Annotated in this window: 13 protein-coding genes and 1 other RNA gene; 6 read left to right on the plus strand and 8 right to left on the minus strand. The window is 68.8% G+C overall.

The genetic code is table 11. The features are described 5' to 3' along the window. Window positions 1-9 precede the first annotated feature (9 nt). Genes upp through C8N44_RS13075 form a run of 5 tightly spaced genes read right to left on the minus strand, consistent with a single transcriptional unit; the run spans window position 10 to window position 4,532 of the window. Entirely contained in the window at window positions 10-642 is a 633-nt protein-coding gene (upp, locus tag C8N44_RS13055; protein ID WP_107977226.1) for a uracil phosphoribosyltransferase, read from the minus strand. Beyond that, window positions 639-1,646, minus strand: a complete 1,008-nt coding sequence (locus tag C8N44_RS13060; protein ID WP_107977227.1) for an adenosine deaminase — start codon at window positions 1,644-1,646, stop codon at window positions 639-641. The genes upp and C8N44_RS13060 overlap by 4 nt, the downstream gene beginning before the upstream one ends. Next, a complete protein-coding gene (locus C8N44_RS13065; protein ID WP_107977228.1) occupies window positions 1,646-2,854 on the minus strand; it encodes a phosphopentomutase in 1,209 nt (402 codons plus the stop codon). The genes C8N44_RS13060 and C8N44_RS13065 overlap by 1 nt, the downstream gene beginning before the upstream one ends. Next, the gene (locus C8N44_RS13070; RefSeq protein WP_188758734.1) at window positions 2,851-4,140 is read right to left on the minus strand and encodes a thymidine phosphorylase; all 1,290 of its coding nucleotides are present in this window, start codon (window positions 4,138-4,140) and stop codon (window positions 2,851-2,853) included. Before C8N44_RS13070 ends, C8N44_RS13065 begins: the two co-directional genes overlap by 4 nt. Further along, entirely contained in the window at window positions 4,140-4,532 is a 393-nt protein-coding gene (locus tag C8N44_RS13075; RefSeq protein ID WP_107977241.1) for a cytidine deaminase, read from the minus strand. Before C8N44_RS13075 ends, C8N44_RS13070 begins: the two co-directional genes overlap by 1 nt. 109 nt (window positions 4,533-4,641) lie before the next feature. On the opposite strand from C8N44_RS13075, the gene C8N44_RS13080 reads away from it, so the two are divergent. After that, window positions 4,642-4,824, plus strand: a complete 183-nt coding sequence (locus C8N44_RS13080) for a DUF3072 domain-containing protein (protein WP_107977229.1) — start codon at window positions 4,642-4,644, stop codon at window positions 4,822-4,824. An 88-nt stretch (window positions 4,825-4,912) separates the two neighbouring features. Here C8N44_RS13080 and C8N44_RS13085 read toward each other — a convergent pair whose 3' ends face one another. Together C8N44_RS13085 and C8N44_RS13090 are read right to left on the minus strand one after the other, a co-directional pair. Beyond that, window positions 4,913-5,263, minus strand: a complete 351-nt coding sequence (locus tag C8N44_RS13085) for an antibiotic biosynthesis monooxygenase family protein (RefSeq protein WP_107977230.1) — start codon at window positions 5,261-5,263, stop codon at window positions 4,913-4,915. Between the two features lie 186 nt (window positions 5,264-5,449). Further along, window positions 5,450-7,204 (minus strand): DNA polymerase III subunit gamma/tau, encoded by a 1,755-nt coding sequence (locus C8N44_RS13090; protein WP_107977231.1) that lies wholly within the window; start codon window positions 7,202-7,204, stop codon window positions 5,450-5,452. Between the two features lie 371 nt (window positions 7,205-7,575). Here C8N44_RS13090 and C8N44_RS13095 point away from each other — a divergent pair, with 371 nt between their 5' ends. Both C8N44_RS13095 and C8N44_RS13100 read left to right on the plus strand, forming a co-directional pair. Then, entirely contained in the window at window positions 7,576-8,049 is a 474-nt protein-coding gene (locus tag C8N44_RS13095; RefSeq protein WP_107977242.1) for a dual specificity protein phosphatase family protein, read from the plus strand. 102 nt (window positions 8,050-8,151) lie between these two features. Then, the gene (locus C8N44_RS13100; protein WP_107977232.1) at window positions 8,152-10,032 is read left to right on the plus strand and encodes a PhoX family protein; all 1,881 of its coding nucleotides are present in this window, start codon (window positions 8,152-8,154) and stop codon (window positions 10,030-10,032) included. 124 nt (window positions 10,033-10,156) lie between these two features. Here C8N44_RS13100 and ffs read toward each other — a convergent pair. After that, window positions 10,157-10,255, minus strand: an RNA gene (ffs, locus tag C8N44_RS13105) — signal recognition particle sRNA small type. A gap of 286 nt (window positions 10,256-10,541) precedes the next feature. Between ffs and C8N44_RS13110 the strand changes: the two genes are divergently transcribed. The 3 genes from C8N44_RS13110 to msrQ all read left to right on the plus strand — a co-directional run bounded on the left by C8N44_RS13110 (window position 10,542) and on the right by msrQ (window position 13,451). Next, a complete protein-coding gene (locus tag C8N44_RS13110) occupies window positions 10,542-11,642 on the plus strand; it encodes a THUMP domain-containing class I SAM-dependent RNA methyltransferase (RefSeq protein ID WP_107977243.1) in 1,101 nt (366 codons plus the stop codon). A gap of 230 nt (window positions 11,643-11,872) precedes the next feature. Continuing rightward, window positions 11,873-12,799 carry a protein-methionine-sulfoxide reductase catalytic subunit MsrP gene (msrP, locus tag C8N44_RS13115; protein ID WP_107977233.1) on the plus strand — a complete coding sequence of 309 codons (927 nt, stop codon included), beginning with the start codon at window positions 11,873-11,875 and terminating at the stop codon, window positions 12,797-12,799. Window position 12,800: 1 nt separating this feature from the next. Further along, entirely contained in the window at window positions 12,801-13,451 is a 651-nt protein-coding gene (gene msrQ, locus C8N44_RS13120; protein WP_107977234.1) for a protein-methionine-sulfoxide reductase heme-binding subunit MsrQ, read from the plus strand. Window positions 13,452-13,848: the final 397 nt, after the last annotated feature.

Genomic DNA, 13,848 nt, shown 5'->3' on the forward strand with positions numbered 1-13,848 from the left:
CGCGCGGGGCTACTTGGTGCCGAACATCCGGTCGCCCGCGTCGCCGAGGCCCGGGACGATGTAGCCCTTTTCGTTGAGGTGGCTGTCGAGCGCCGCAGTGACGATGGGCACGTCGGGGTGGGCCTCCTTCATCCGTTGGACGCCCTCGGGCGAGGCGAGCAGGCACAAGAATCGGATGTCCTTCGCGCCCGCATCCTTGAGCTTCTGCACGGCGGCGACGGAGGAGTTGCCGGTGGCCAACATGGGGTCGACGGCGATGGTCAGCCGGTCCTCGAGATGGGTGGGCACCTTGAAGTAGTATTCCACCGGTTCGAGCGTTTCCTCGTCGCGGTAGAGGCCGACGAAGCCCACGCGGGCGGCGGGGATCAGTTCGAGGATGCCGTCGAGCAGGCCGTTCCCGGCGCGCAGGATCGAGATCAGCGCCAGCTTCTTACCTTCGATCGTGGGGGCGTCCATGGGGCACATGGGGGTTTCGATGCGCTTGGTGGTCACCGGCAGGTCGCGGGTGATCTCGTAGGCGAGGAGGAGGCTGATTTCGCGCAGGAGCTGCCGGAAGGAGGCGGTCGAGGTGTCCTTTTCCCGCATCACGGTCAGCTTGTGGGCGACCAGCGGGTGGTCCACGACGGTCAGGTGGTCGGTCATGCGGCAGGCTCCAGTTTCTTGGCCACGCGGTCGCGGGTGGCGGCGTCGCAGAAGGCGGCCTCCAGCGAGGTGCGGGCGATGTCGTTCAGCACCTCCTCGTCCCAGCCGAAGGCGCGGGCGAGGTTGAGGTATTCGTCTTTCATCGTCGTCCCGAAGAAGGGCGGGTCGTCGGTCGAAACGGTCACTTTCACGCCCCGCTCGCGCAACTTCGCGATCGGGTGGTGACGCATCGTGGAATAAAGGCCAAGGCGGATGTTCGAGCCGGGGCAGACCTCAAGAGTTATCCCTTGGTCCACAATGTTATCCACAAGGCGCAGATCCTCGATGGCGCGCACGCCGTGGCCGATGCGGGTGACATGGAGGTCCTGGATCGCCTCGCGGACCGAGGCGGGGCCGCCGAATTCGCCGGCGTGGGTGGTCAGGTGAAGGCCGGATTCGCGTGCCATGTCAAAGGCATAGGCGAAATCGCCCTGGTGTCCGCGGCCCTCGTCGCCGCCCATGCCGAAGCCGACGATCCAGTCTCCGGCCGTTTCGGCTGCACAGAGCGCGCTGCGCTTGGCCTGCTCTGGGCCGAAGTGGCGGATGCAGGTGACCACGCCTCGCAAAGTTATCCCCAGACGCTGTTCGGCGTCAGTTGCGGCCTCGCGGATCGCGTGCAGGTATTCGCGCCAGGCGCCGACATCGCCGCCGCCGCAGAAGTCGGGGCTGAGGAAGGTTTCGGAGTAGACGACACCCGCCTCGGCGCTCTGTTCGAGGACGGCGGTGGTCAGTTTCGCGAAGTCCTCGGGGGTTTTCAGGACGGAGGTGGCCGCCTCGTAGACCTGCAGGAAGTGGGTGAAGTCGCGGTATTTGTAGCGGCCCTCGGCGTCGAAGATGTGCGAGAGGTTCACGCCCTTGGCCGCGGCCATCTGGCGGATGAAGTCCGGCGGCGCCGCGCCCTCGTGGTGCAGGTGCAGCTCCACCTTGGGCAGGTTGGCGATGCGGTCGAGCTGTTCCTCGTCCATCACAGGAAGCTTACCCCCGGTCCTGTCGATTCCGCGCCCAGATGGGCGGCGATGCTTGCGGCGACGTCGGCAAAGGCGACGCGGCCGATATTCCTGGGCCCGATCCCGGCGCCCAGCACGGGCACGCGTTCGCGGGTGTGGTCGGTTCCGGCCCAGCTCGGGTCATTGCCGTGATCGGCGGTGACGATCAAGAGGTCTCCGTCACGAAGCCTGGGAAGGATGTTGGCAAGACCCGCGTCGAACCATTCGAGCTGCCGCGCATAGCCCGCAACGTCGCGGCGGTGGCCGTAGAGGGAATCGAACTCGACGAAGTTGGCGAAGACCAGCGCGCCGTCGGGGGCACTGTCCACCTGCGTGGCGAGGTGCTGCATGAGCGTGGCGTCCTCGCCCTTGTGCAGCTCGTCGATGCCTTCCATCGAGAAGATGTCGCCGATCTTGCCGATGGCGATGGTGCGGCCCCCGGCCTTCTGCACCCAGTTGGTGAGCACCGGCTGCGGCGGACGGACCGCGTAGTCGCGGCGGTTCTGGGTGCGCCTGAAGCTGCCCGGCTCGCCCGTGAAGGGGCGGGCGATGACGCGGCCCACGCGCATCTCGTGCAGGTGCGGGGCGAGATCGGCGCAGAGGTTCAGCAGACGATCGAGGCCGAAGTGCTCCTCATGCGCAGCGATCTGGAAGACGCTGTCGGCGCTGGTGTAGCAGATCGGCTTGCCGGTGCGGATGTGCTCCTCGCCCAGCTGCTCGATCATCACGGTGCCCGAGCCGTGGCAGTTGCCGAGGATGCCGTCGGTGCCCGCCAGTTCGCTGACCAACCGTGTCAGGTGATCGGGAAAGGCGGGCTGTTCGTCGGGGAAATAGTGCCAATCCCAGGGCACCGGCAGGCCCGAAAGCTCCCAGTGGCCCGAGGGGGTGTCCTTGCCCTGCGAAATCTCGGTCGCCGCGCCCCAGAGGCCTTGCGGGGCGGCGCCAAGTCCCGGGGCCTCGTCGCCGCTGGCAAGCGCGACCGCGGCGCCAAGGCCGAGCGCGTCGAGCGTGGGCAGGTGCAGCGGCCCGCTGCGGCCCTCGTCGGCGCGGCCTTCGGCGCAGGCCTGCGCGATGTGGAGCACGGTGTTGGCCCCGGTGTCGGGGGCGCCGTCGTTGAAGTAGGCGTCGGCATCCGGGGCGCCGCCGATGCCCACGGAGTCCATGACGACTAGAAAAGCGCGGCTCATGCGACACGCTCCCTGACCAGATCGGGCAGGGCGGGCGCCTCGCCCAGCGTGATCGCCGCACGCACCGCCTGTTCGGCCTCTTCCGCCTGCTCCATCCGGGCGGCGTGGATGCGGGCGATGGGCTGGCCCTTCTCGAGCTTGTCGCCGAGGCGGACGACCTCGGACAGGCCCACCACGGGGTCGATCTTGTCGGTTTCCACCTGTCGGCCACCGCCGAGCGCGACCACGGCCAGCCCAAGCGCCTCGCCGTCGATGGCGGCGATGTGGCCGGCCTCGAGCGCGGGGATCTCGCGGATCACCGGGGCCTCGGGGAGGATGCTGCGCCAGTCCTCGACGAAATCATGCGGCCCGCCAAGCCCGTGGACCATGCGGCCGAAGCGCTCGGCGGCGCTACCATCGGCGATGGCGGCGCGGATCTTCGCCTCGCCATCCGCGATGCCCGCGCTGGCGAGAACCTCGGCCCCGAGCGCGACCGACAGGTCGTAGAGCGGGCCGGTTTCGCCCTCGGTGAGCACCCGCATGGCGGCGTCCACCTCGAGCGCGTTGCCGAGCGAGGCGGCCAGCGGCTGGTCCATGCCGGTCATCAGAACCGAGGTGCGGCAGCCCGCCTGGTTGGCGGTGTCGACCATGGCGCGCGACAGAGCGCGGGCGTCATCGAGGGTCTTCATGAAGGCGCCCGAGCCGACCTTCACGTCGAGCACCAGCGCATCCAGCCCGGCGGCGAGCTTCTTCGACAGGATCGAGGCGCAGATGAGCTCCTCGCTCTGGACCGTCGCGGTCACGTCGCGGATGGCATAGAGCCGCCGGTCGGCGGGGGCGATCTCGGCGCTGGCACCGACGATGGCGCAACCGGCGTCGGCCACCACCTTGCGAAAGCGGGGCTCGTCGGGGTTGGTGGCATAGCCGGGGATGGCGTCGAGCTTGTCGAGCGTACCGCCGGTGTGGCCCAGCCCGCGCCCCGAGATCATCGGAACGTAGGCCCCGCAGGCGGCGAGCGCGGGTGCGAGCACCAGCGAGGTGCAGTCGCCGACGCCGCCGGTGGAGTGCTTGTCGGCCACGGGGCCGGGCAGGTCCCAGTCCATGACATGGCCGCTGTCGCGCATGGCGAGCGTGAGGGCCACGCGGCCTTCGTCGGTCAGCCCGCGCAGGCAGACGCCCATGGCAAAGGCGCCGCCCTGCGCGTCACTGACCCGCCCGTCGGCAAGGCCCGCGGCGAACCAGCGGAGATCCTCAGCGCTGGGGTTCTCGCCGCGGCGGAGCTTGGCGATGACGGTGCTGGCCTGCATCAGGTGCGGTCCATGTGGTCGGCGGTGAAGGCGCCGGGCAAAAGCTGCGGCACGGTCATCTCGGCTTCCTCGCCATCGAGCGTGGCCATGGTGACGGTGCAGCCGGGGGCGGCGAACTCGGCGATCTTCTGGCGGCAGCCGCCGCAGGGGGGCACGGGCGCGGGGGCGTCGGCCACCACGTATATGGCCTCGATCTGCTTGTCGCCCGCGGCGACCATGGCGGCGATGGCCCCGGCCTCGGCGCAGGTGCCCTCGGGATAGGCGACGTTCTCGACGTTGCAGCCGATGTGGACGGCGCCCGAGGGCGTGCGCAGGGCGGCGCCCACCTTGAAGCGGGAATAGGGCACATGGGCATTCTCGCGCACGGCGCGCGCGGCGTCTTTCAGTGTCATGCTGGCTCCCTCGGCTGCGGGATTTCATGGTGGAAGGGGGCGCGGGGGAATGCAAGGGGAACCCCGGGGCAGAGCGGGCCGTTGCGGATACACGGAAGGAGCCATCCCGATGACAGATCCCAAGGCCGACAAGGCGCTGGACGACCCCACCGACATGCCCCCCGACCCGCGCGAGCCCCTGACTGACGTTCAGGCCGTGCGGCTGCGCGAGCTGGGCGAGGATCACGACGACGACCTGACCAAGCAGGAGGCCGCGGAGCGGATCGCGCAGCTGGAGGGCAGGGCGGGCTGACCGTGCGGGTCTCCGGACGTGTCCCGGGCCGGGACAGTTTTCGGCCCCATGTAAATCAATAACTTGGCCGGGCGCGTTAACCGGGACTTCAGGAGTCTCCCGGGACGTGCGCCTGATGGTCTGGCGCCTCGGCGCGGTCGTGCATGCCGTAGTCGCGGAGCACATGCGCGACCCGCAGCCGGTAGTCGGTGAAGACCCCCTCGCGGCCCTCGGACTGCGCCGCGCGGTGTTCCGAGAACCTGCGCCATTGGGCGACGCCCTCTTCGTCGCGCCAGAAGGAGATCGAGAGCATCCGGGCGGGATCGGAAAGGCTCTGGAACCGCTCGACGGAGATGAAGCCGTCGATATGGGCCAGGTGCGGTTTCAGCTCGGCCGCGATGTCGAGATAGCGGTCGCGCTGCCCCGGGGCGGGCGTGACGTCGAAGATGATGGCGATCATGCGGCGGTCCCTTCTGCCGGAAGCCTGCGTCTCAGGCCGTCAGTGGAGTGGTTTCCCTGCCGCACTGCAAAGCCCGCGGGAGTTTGGCTCGAGAAGGGAAGGGGGCTCTGCCCCCGGCCCTGCGGGCCTCCCCCGAGGTATTTGGGGCGAAAAGAAGCGCCGGGACCGCGCCGATGGAGGCGCGGGTCATTCGTCCTCGAAGGGGTCCCATTCATCCTCGACCTCGGGGAGCGCTTCCTCCTGCGCGGCCTGGGCGGCCTCCTGCGCGGTGCGGATATGGGCGATCTCGGCGCCGGGGAAGGCGCGCAGGGCGGCCTGCACGAGCGGGTGCTCGGAGGCCTGGTTCTTGAGCGCGATCTCGGCGGCGTTGCGCTGTTCGTCGATGGTGGGCGTGTCGCAATCGTTGACGAGGATCACCGCCCAGCGGTTGCCGGTCCAGCGCTGGAGCGCCGCGCCGAGGCGTTGGGAGAGGTCGGGGCTCGCCTCCTCCGTCGGTGTGAACTCGATGCGGCCGGGCTGGTAGGCGGCGAGGCGCAGGCAGGTCTCTACTTCGCGCAGCAGGACCATGTCGCGGTTGACGCGGATCAGTTCCGTGACGTGCTCGAAGCTGGGGTAGCGGGCGAGCGCGGTCTCGGCAGCCTGCGCCGGCTGGGCGCTGCCGTGGTATGCCGAGGGGCCTGAGGGCGCGGCATGGGTGGGCGCTGGGGCGCCCTGCGCCTGGGTGTAGCCGCCGGCGTCCTGCGGGGCGCCACCGGGGCCGGGCGGCGGTGCGGGCGGCGGGGGCGTGTCGCGCAGCTTGCGCACCAGATCCTCGGGCGAGGGCAGTTCGGCCACGTGGGTGAGGCGGATCACGGCCATCTCGGCGGCCATCATGGAGTTGGGCGCGTGGGCGACCTCCTCGATGGCCTTGAGCAGCATCTGCCACATGCGGGTGAGCGGGCGCATCCCGAGCCCGTCGGCAAAGGCCTGGCCGCGTGTGCGTTCGTCGGGGCCGATGGTGGGGTCTTCGGCGGCGTCGGGAGTGATCTTGACCACCGAGATCCAGTGCGTGAGCTCGGCCAGGTCGCGCAGCACGGCGAGCGGGTCGGCGCCGTCGGCGTATTGGGTCGAGAGCTCGGTCAGCGCTCCGGCGGCGTCGCCGCGCATGATGCGCTCGAAAAGATCCATGATGCGGCCGCGGTCGGCGAGGCCCAGCATGGCGCGGACCTGTTCGGCGGTGGTTTCCCCCGCGCCGTGGCTGATGGCCTGGTCGAGCAGCGAGGTGGCATCGCGGGCCGAGCCCTCGGCGGCGCGGGTGATGAGGGCAAGCGCGTCGTCGTTGATCTCGGCGCCCTCGCGGTCGGCGATGCGGCGCAGCAGGTCGATCATGACCTCGGGCTCGATCCGGCGGAGGTCGAACCGCTGACAGCGCGAGAGGACGGTGACGGGCACCTTGCGGATCTCGGTCGTGGCGAAGATGAACTTCACGTGGGCGGGCGGTTCCTCGAGCGTCTTGAGCAGCGCGTTGAACGCGCTGGTCGAGAGCATGTGCACCTCGTCGATGATGTAGATCTTGTAACGCGCCGAGGCCGCCCGGTAGTGCACGCTGTCGATGATCTCGCGGATGTCGTTGACGGAGGTGTTGGAGGCCGCGTCCATTTCCAGCACGTCGACGTGGCGGCCTTCCATGATGGCCTTGCAGTGTTCGCAGACGCCGCAGGGATCGGTGGTGGGACCGCCTTCGCCGTCGGGTCCGATGCAGTTCATGCCCTTGGCGATGATGCGCGCGGTGGTGGTCTTCCCGGTGCCGCGGATGCCGGTCATGATGAAGGCCTGCGCGATGCGGTCGGCCTTGAAGGCGTTGCGCAGGGTGCGCACCATGGCGTCCTGTCCGACGAGGTCGGCGAAGGTCTCGGGCCGGTACTTGCGGGCGAGCACCTGGTAGGCGGGGCTGTCGGTCATGGCACTCCTCGGGAAACGCGCCCCAAGCTAAGCCCTTCGGGCGGTAGAATCCACACCCCGCGATGCGCTTGTCATGGGCGGCCTGGTCGGGCGGCGTGACGTGTGTGGCGTTGGTGGTCGGCGCCGCTTGGGTGGCGGGCGTCGGAAGGGAGGCGCTGCTGTCGGTGCGGTGGGCCGGACTGCCCGCCGCGTGGCAGGCGCGCTCGAATCGCCTTCCTCACCCTGCGTCATCGTGTATTCTTCCCCGCGTGTCATTGCCCCCGGAGGGAGTCTTGGTTTCGGTTCGCAGTTTCGCCCGGCCCGCGGCGGGCGCCCGGACGATCCCCATTCATGCGCTTTCCGCCGGCGGCGGTACGCTTGCCCTGTCGCCCATGCCCGGGTCGGGCGGCGACTATCGGGGCGATCTTGAGCATATCGCGGCCTGGGCGCCGGCCTTCGTCGTCACGCTGGTCACGCAGGCCGAGCTTGCGGTGGCCGGGATCGCCGACCTGGGGCAGGACCTGCGCGACAAAGGCACGCGCTGGCTGCACCTGCCGCTGGCGGACATGGGTGTACCGGACGAGGGCTTTCTGGCGCGCTGGTCCGAGGCGAGCACGAGCGTGCGCCGGGCCCTGCTGGGCGGCGGCCGGGTGCTTGTCCATTGCAGGGCCGGCTGCGGCCGGTCGGGCATGGTCGTCCTGCGCCTGATGATCGAGGCGGGCGAAGCGCCCGACGAGGCGCTGGAGCGGCTGCGGGCGGTGCGGCCCTGCGCGGTGGAGACCGAGGCCCAGATGCGCTGGGCGCTTGCCGCGCCGCGGGCGCCGGCGCGCTTCCTGCGTCACCGCGATGGCGGGGCCGTTACCTAATCGTCATCGAACTGTCACCGGGCTGCAAGCCTGGCGTGGGAGGGCGTCGCCCAAGCGGCCGTCGCGCCGTGCCTTTCCAGCTTGTTTGCCAGGGGAACCGTCATGGATATCAAGAAAACCGTGGACCTGTCGTGGGACGACTTCGATGAGCTGCGCGATCCGCGCCCGGCCGAGAACGACTTTGACCGGGTGGTCGAGCGCGCCATGTCGCGGCGCGGCTTCCTGTCCCGCGCGCTGGTCTTCGGCTCCGGCGCCGCGGTCTTTGGCTCCGGCGTTCTAGGCTCGGCCACCTCGGCGCGGGCGCAGGCGGCGGCCTTCGATTTCGAGCCGATCGGGATCGCGACCGACTTCGATATCCATGTGCCCGCCGGCTACCAGTGGAAGCCGCTGGTGCGCTGGGGCGATGCGCTGTTTTCCGAGGCCGACGGCGCCTATTCCGCCGAGACCGGGGTGCCGGTCGACATGTCGGACAAGGTCTTCGGCGAGAACACCGACGGCATGGAGACCTTCGAGGTCGATGGCCGCACGGTGCTGGCCATCAATTCCGAATACGTGAACCCGAAGATCAACCTGCCGGAGGCCTCGGAAGGTATGCCGCAGAGCGAAGAAGAGGTTCGCCTGCTGAAGAACATGCAGGGTGTGACGGTTCTGGAAGTCGCCGACAGCGGCAATGGCTATGAGGTGGTGGTCGACAGCCCCTTCAACCGCCGCATCACCCACGAGACGCAGATGACCATGGACGGTCCGGCCGCGGGGTCCGATCTGGTCAAGACGAATGCCGACCCCGATGGCATGTCGTCCATCGGCACCATGAACAACTGCGGGTCGGGCAAAACGCTCTGGGGCACCTACCTGACCTGCGAAGAGAACTTCAACGGCTACTTCGGCGCCACCGGCGACTACGAGGAGACCGATGGCATCAAGCGCTACGGCATCGGCGCCGAGGGCCGTTATGCCTACGAGAAGTTCGATCCGCGCTACGACCTGAGCCAGGAGCCGAACGAGCCCAACCGCCACGGCTGGGTGACCGAGATCGATCCGTCGGATGCCTCGAGCGTGCCGGTCAAGCACACGGCGCTGGGCCGCTTCAAGCACGAGAACGCCGAGATGGTGCAGGCCGAGGACGGCCGGATCGTGGTCTACATGGGCGACGACGAGCGCGGCGAGTTCATGTACAAGTACGTCTCGAACGGCACCTGGGCCGAGGGCGAACCCACCGAGGGGCTGCTGTCGGACGGCACGCTCTACGTGGCAAAGTTCAACGACGACCAGACCGGCGAATGGCTGCCGCTGACGCCCGAGACCACGGGCATGGAGATGGCCGAGATGCTGGTCTTTGCCCGCATGGCCGGCTCGAAGGTGGGGGCGACAACGATGGACCGCCCCGAATGGATCGCGGCCAACCCGCTGCGGTGCGAGGCCTACTGCGCGCTGACCAACAACAAGAACCGCGGGATCAAGCCCAATGCCGGCGGCGACGAGACTCCTGTGGGCGGACCCAATCCGCGCGAGGCCAACAACTACGGCCAGATCGTGCGCTGGTGGCCCACGGGCGAGGATCACGGTGCCGAGACGTTCACCTGGGATCTCTACGTCATGGCGGGCAACCCCGAGGTGCACGAGGGCATGATGGGCGGGTCTGCCAATGTCACGCCGGGCAACATGTTCAACTCGCCCGACGGCATGGCCTTTGACACCAAGGGCATGCTCTGGATCCAGACCGATGGCGACGACGACAACGAGGGCGACTTTGCCGGCATGGGCAACAACCAGATGCTGGTGGGCAACCCCGAGACCGGCGAGATCGCCCGCTTCCTGACCGCGCCGAACGGCGCCGAGGTCACGGGCCTGACCTGGTCGCCCGACCGCAAGGTGGCCTTCGTCGGCATCCAGCACCCGGGCGGGTCCTGGCCCGACGGGGAAGGCAAGCCGCGGTCTTCGGTGATCTCGGTCTGGCGGGAGGATGGCGAAGCCCTGGGCTGATACCCACCTGAGCAACGTACTGATGGACGGCGCCGTGGCAACGCGGCGCCGCTCCGCTTTGAAGCGGTGTCGAGTGCTGTGGACGCGCGTGCGGCGTCTTTGCGTCTCTGTCGGAATGTGGGGGAGGTGAGAGACTGGACAGCGACCCAGGCGGAAATCGTTGCGGCTGCTTCCTTCCGGACCTGACCGGGTTGGCGAAGCGCCTGCCCGCGCCAGCCTCTCGAAACGTCACATAGGAGAGATGGGCGCGCTGTGCAACAGGTGGGTTGGGTCTGTTTTGGTGCGTCGCTCCCTCACACCGACCCCCTCCCTGGCCCTCCCCCTGACAGGGGGAGGGGACGCCCGTTGCGATGTTGCCCACTTGGCGGCTCTGCGGAGGCCAGCTTGTGGGCGATGCCGGGGGCTCTGCCCCCGCGGCCTGCGGCCGCTCCCCCGGGAGTATTTGTGCCAAGAAGAAGCCCGGGCCGGCGGCTCTTTCGCCGGGCATGGCGCGGCTGTATGGGGAGGGGATGGAGACATTCGAGATATTCCTGGCCTGCGTGCCGGGGCTGGAGCCGGTGCTGGCGGAAGAGGCGGCGGCGCTGGGGCTTTCCGGGCCCGTGGTGACGCCCGGGGGTGTGACCGTGCAGGGCGGTTGGGACGCGGTGCGGCGGGCGAACCTTTGCCTGCGGGGCGCCTCGCGGGTGCTGGTGCGGTTCGATACGTTCCGGGCGATGCACCTGTCGCAGCTCGACAAGCGGGCGCGCAAGGTGGACTGGGCGTCGGTGCTACGCGCCGACGTGCCGGTGCGGGTCGAGGTCTCGTGCAAACGGTCGAAGATCTACCACCAGGGCGCGGCGAAGCAGCGGATCGAGACGGCGATCGCCGAGGAGCTGGGCGCGGAAATTTCGGCCGAGGCGGAAATCCGGGTCATGGCCCGGATCGAGGACAACGCGGTGACGCTGAGCCTCGACACCTCGGGGGCGCCCCTGCACCGGCGGGGGCACAAGCTTGCCATCGGCAAGGCACCCCTGCGCGAGACGCTGGCGGCGCTGTTCCTGCGGCAGATGGGCTACGACGGGGCCGAGCCGGTTGTGGACCCCATGTGCGGGTCGGGAACGATCCCGATCGAGGCGGCGGAATGGGCCGCGGGGCTGGTGCCGGGGCGGTCGCGGAGCTTTGCCTTCGAGCAGATGGCCGGGGCCGAGCCGGCGGCGCTGGAGGCCCTGCGCGGGGCCGTGCCGCGCGAGCTGCCCTTCGCCTTCTATGGCTATGACCGGGACCAGGGCGCGGTGCGGAGCGCGGCGCAGAACGCCGAGCGGGCCGGCGTGGATCATCTCGTGCGGTTCGCCTGCCAGCCTGTGAGCGAACTGGCGCCGCCCGAGGGGCCGGCGGGGATCGTGCTGGTCAATCCGCCCTACGGGGCGCGCATCGGCAAGTCGAAGCTGCTCTATGCGCTCTACGGATCGCTGGGACAGGTGCTGAAGGCGCGGTTCCGGGGCTGGCGCGTGGGGGTCGTGACCTCCGATCAGGGGCTGGCGCGGGCGACGGGCCTGCCCTTCAAGGCGCCGGGACCTGTCGTGCCGCACGGGCCACTGAAGATCCGGCTCTACCGCACCGGGGTGCTCTGAGGGGCGCGGGGAGCTCTGTTTCCGGACGACTGGTGATTGGCGGGGGCAGGTCTCAGGACCTTGTCGCGTGCCACGCGTTGCGTGCAAATAGTTGCGTGCAATTAGATGTACGAGCGCGTGCGCGAGGGCGTGTTTCAGCCCCGGCACATCAACGTGACGATACGTGGTTTGGGAAACGGCGGTGCCGGGGCTAGTTTCAATGGCAGGACACATGTCAAGGAAGGCGCATCATGGCCCGTCGCTGGATCAACGATCTTACCCCCGAGCGCGCCACGCCCGAGGCGGCCTGGCTGAACCGCCGGCAGCTGCTGGCCGCGCTGGGCGCCGGGGCCGCGGCGGTGGGGGCGGGCGGCCCCGTGCTTGCGCAGGGCGCGGAGCTGGAGCCCACTTCGTTCGAGGACATCACCAATTACTGCAACTACTACGAGTTCGGGACCGGCAAGGGCGATCCGGCCGAGAATGCCCACATGCTGACGACGGAGCCCTGGTCGGTGAAGATCGATGGTCTGGTGGAGCGGCCGGGCGACTATGGCCTGCAGGAGATCCTCTCGGAGATGACCGTGGAGGACCGGCTCTACCGGTTCCGCTGCGTGGAGGCCTGGTCGATGGTCATCCCCTGGAACGGCTTTGAGCTGGCCGACCTGCTGGAGATGGCGGGCGTCATGCCCGAGGCGCGATACGTGGCCTTTGAGACGGTGCTGCGCCCCGACGAGATGCCGGGCACGCGGCGCAACGTGCTCGACTGGCCCTACGTGGAGGGGCTGCGATTGGACGAGGCCATGCACCCGCTGGCGATCATGGCGACGGGGCTCTACGGCAAGCCTCTGCCCAACCAGAACGGCGCGCCGATCCGGCTGGTGGTGCCGTGGAAATACGGGTTCAAGTCGATCAAGTCGGTGGTGCGCATCACCCTGACGGAGGAGGAGCCGCCCACGAGCTGGAACAAGGCGAACCCGCGCGAGTACGGCTTCTATTCCAACGTGAACCCGCAGGTGAGCCATCCGCGCTGGTCACAGGCCGAGGAACGGGTGATCGGATCGGGGGGCGAGGGCATCTTCGGGCGGCTCAGCGTGGAGCGACAGCCAACGCGCATGTTCAACGGCTATGACGAGGTGGCCGCGCTCTACGAGGGTATGGATCTTTCGGAGTACTTCTGAGATGCGCGATCGCCTGAACCGCGCGGTGCGGCGCGTGCCGGGGTGGCTGATCTACTTGGCCGGCTTCGGCTGGATGGGCTGGCTGTTCTTCCAGGGGGCTTCGGGCGCACTGGGGCCCGAACCGGTCGAGGCGCTGGAGCACGCCTATGGTTTGCTCGCGCTGCAGTTCTTGGTGGCGGGGCTCGCGGTGACGCCGCTGCGGCGCTGGGCGGGGATCAACCTTCTGCCGCTGCGCCGTCAGATCGGCATGATGGCTTTCTGGTTCCTTTGCGGACACGTGGGCGTCTGGGCGCTGCTGGATCTGCAGAGCCTTTCGCGCGTCTGGGCCGAGATCGTGAAGCGCCCCTATATCACCATCGGCATGGCGGGGCTGCTGTGCCTGCTGCCGCTTGCAGCGACTTCGACCAACGCAGCCATCCGCAGGCTGGGCGGCGCGCGTTGGCGGCGGCTCCACCGGCTGGTCTACCCGGCGGTTGGGCTCGGCGCTCTGCACTACATCTGGCTGGCCAAGGGGGCGCAGCTCGAACCCTTCCTCTATGCCGCGGCGGTTGTGGGGCTGCTGGTGCTTCGGGCGATTCCGAAGCGCGCGGGCCGGCGTGGAGAGAGCGGCGACTCGGCGGGCGGCCGTTTCCGGGCCCTGAGCCGGGGGTGACTCGCGGGATCTCCGCCTTACGCCGGGTCCGAAAGGCAGGCGACTCGGGGTGATCTGTGGATAAGCCTGTGGAGAGGCGCCAGGTGCCGGTTTCGAGGGCCGTTTCTTACGCAGGGTGAAGCGTCCGGAGGTGGCGGCGAGCCAAGAAAATTGATGCCTAAGTCGCTGTTATTTAGGTATAAATATGCTTCTTTGAAGAAAATGCGAACACAGCCCGATTTTCCTCTTGCGGGTTTGGCGCGTAATCCGTAAATCCCCCTTCACCGGCGGCGCTGAGGCGCTACGGGGCGCCACGGAGGCGGACGGGACGAGGTTCTGGCGGTCTTCGCGGCAACGAACATTAGAGGCAGACGAGGCGGGGCGCGCCGGTAAGTTAGGGCGCATCTCGGTTGGTTTT

The sequence above is a fragment of the Allosediminivita pacifica genome (assembly GCF_003054175.1).
GTDB classification, from domain to species: Bacteria; Pseudomonadota; Alphaproteobacteria; order Rhodobacterales; family Rhodobacteraceae; genus Allosediminivita; species Allosediminivita pacifica.

Excerpts from the sequence above, each read along its gene's own strand:
- C8N44_RS13090 (WP_107977231.1), bottom strand. The coding sequence starts at position 7,204 with ATGACCGACAGCCCCGCCTACCAGGTGCTCGCCCGCAAGTACCGGCCC.
- C8N44_RS13065 (WP_107977228.1), bottom strand. The coding sequence starts at position 2,854 with ATGAGCCGCGCTTTTCTAGTCGTCATGGACTCCGTGGGCATCGGCGGC.
- msrQ (WP_107977234.1), top strand. The coding sequence starts at position 12,801 with ATGCGCGATCGCCTGAACCGCGCGGTGCGGCGCGTGCCGGGGTGGCTG.
- C8N44_RS13060 (WP_107977227.1), bottom strand. The coding sequence starts at position 1,646 with ATGGACGAGGAACAGCTCGACCGCATCGCCAACCTGCCCAAGGTGGAG.
- C8N44_RS13070 (WP_188758734.1), bottom strand. The coding sequence starts at position 4,140 with ATGCAGGCCAGCACCGTCATCGCCAAGCTCCGCCGCGGCGAGAACCCC.
- C8N44_RS13085 (WP_107977230.1), bottom strand. The coding sequence starts at position 5,263 with ATGATCGCCATCATCTTCGACGTCACGCCCGCCCCGGGGCAGCGCGAC.
- C8N44_RS13100 (WP_107977232.1), top strand. The coding sequence starts at position 8,152 with ATGGATATCAAGAAAACCGTGGACCTGTCGTGGGACGACTTCGATGAG.
- C8N44_RS13075 (WP_107977241.1), bottom strand. The coding sequence starts at position 4,532 with ATGACACTGAAAGACGCCGCGCGCGCCGTGCGCGAGAATGCCCATGTG.
- C8N44_RS13080 (WP_107977229.1), top strand. The coding sequence starts at position 4,642 with ATGACAGATCCCAAGGCCGACAAGGCGCTGGACGACCCCACCGACATG.
- C8N44_RS13110 (WP_107977243.1), top strand. The coding sequence starts at position 10,542 with ATGGAGACATTCGAGATATTCCTGGCCTGCGTGCCGGGGCTGGAGCCG.
- upp (WP_107977226.1), bottom strand. The coding sequence starts at position 642 with ATGACCGACCACCTGACCGTCGTGGACCACCCGCTGGTCGCCCACAAG.
- C8N44_RS13095 (WP_107977242.1), top strand. The coding sequence starts at position 7,576 with ATGCCCGGGTCGGGCGGCGACTATCGGGGCGATCTTGAGCATATCGCG.
- msrP (WP_107977233.1), top strand. The coding sequence starts at position 11,873 with ATGGCCCGTCGCTGGATCAACGATCTTACCCCCGAGCGCGCCACGCCC.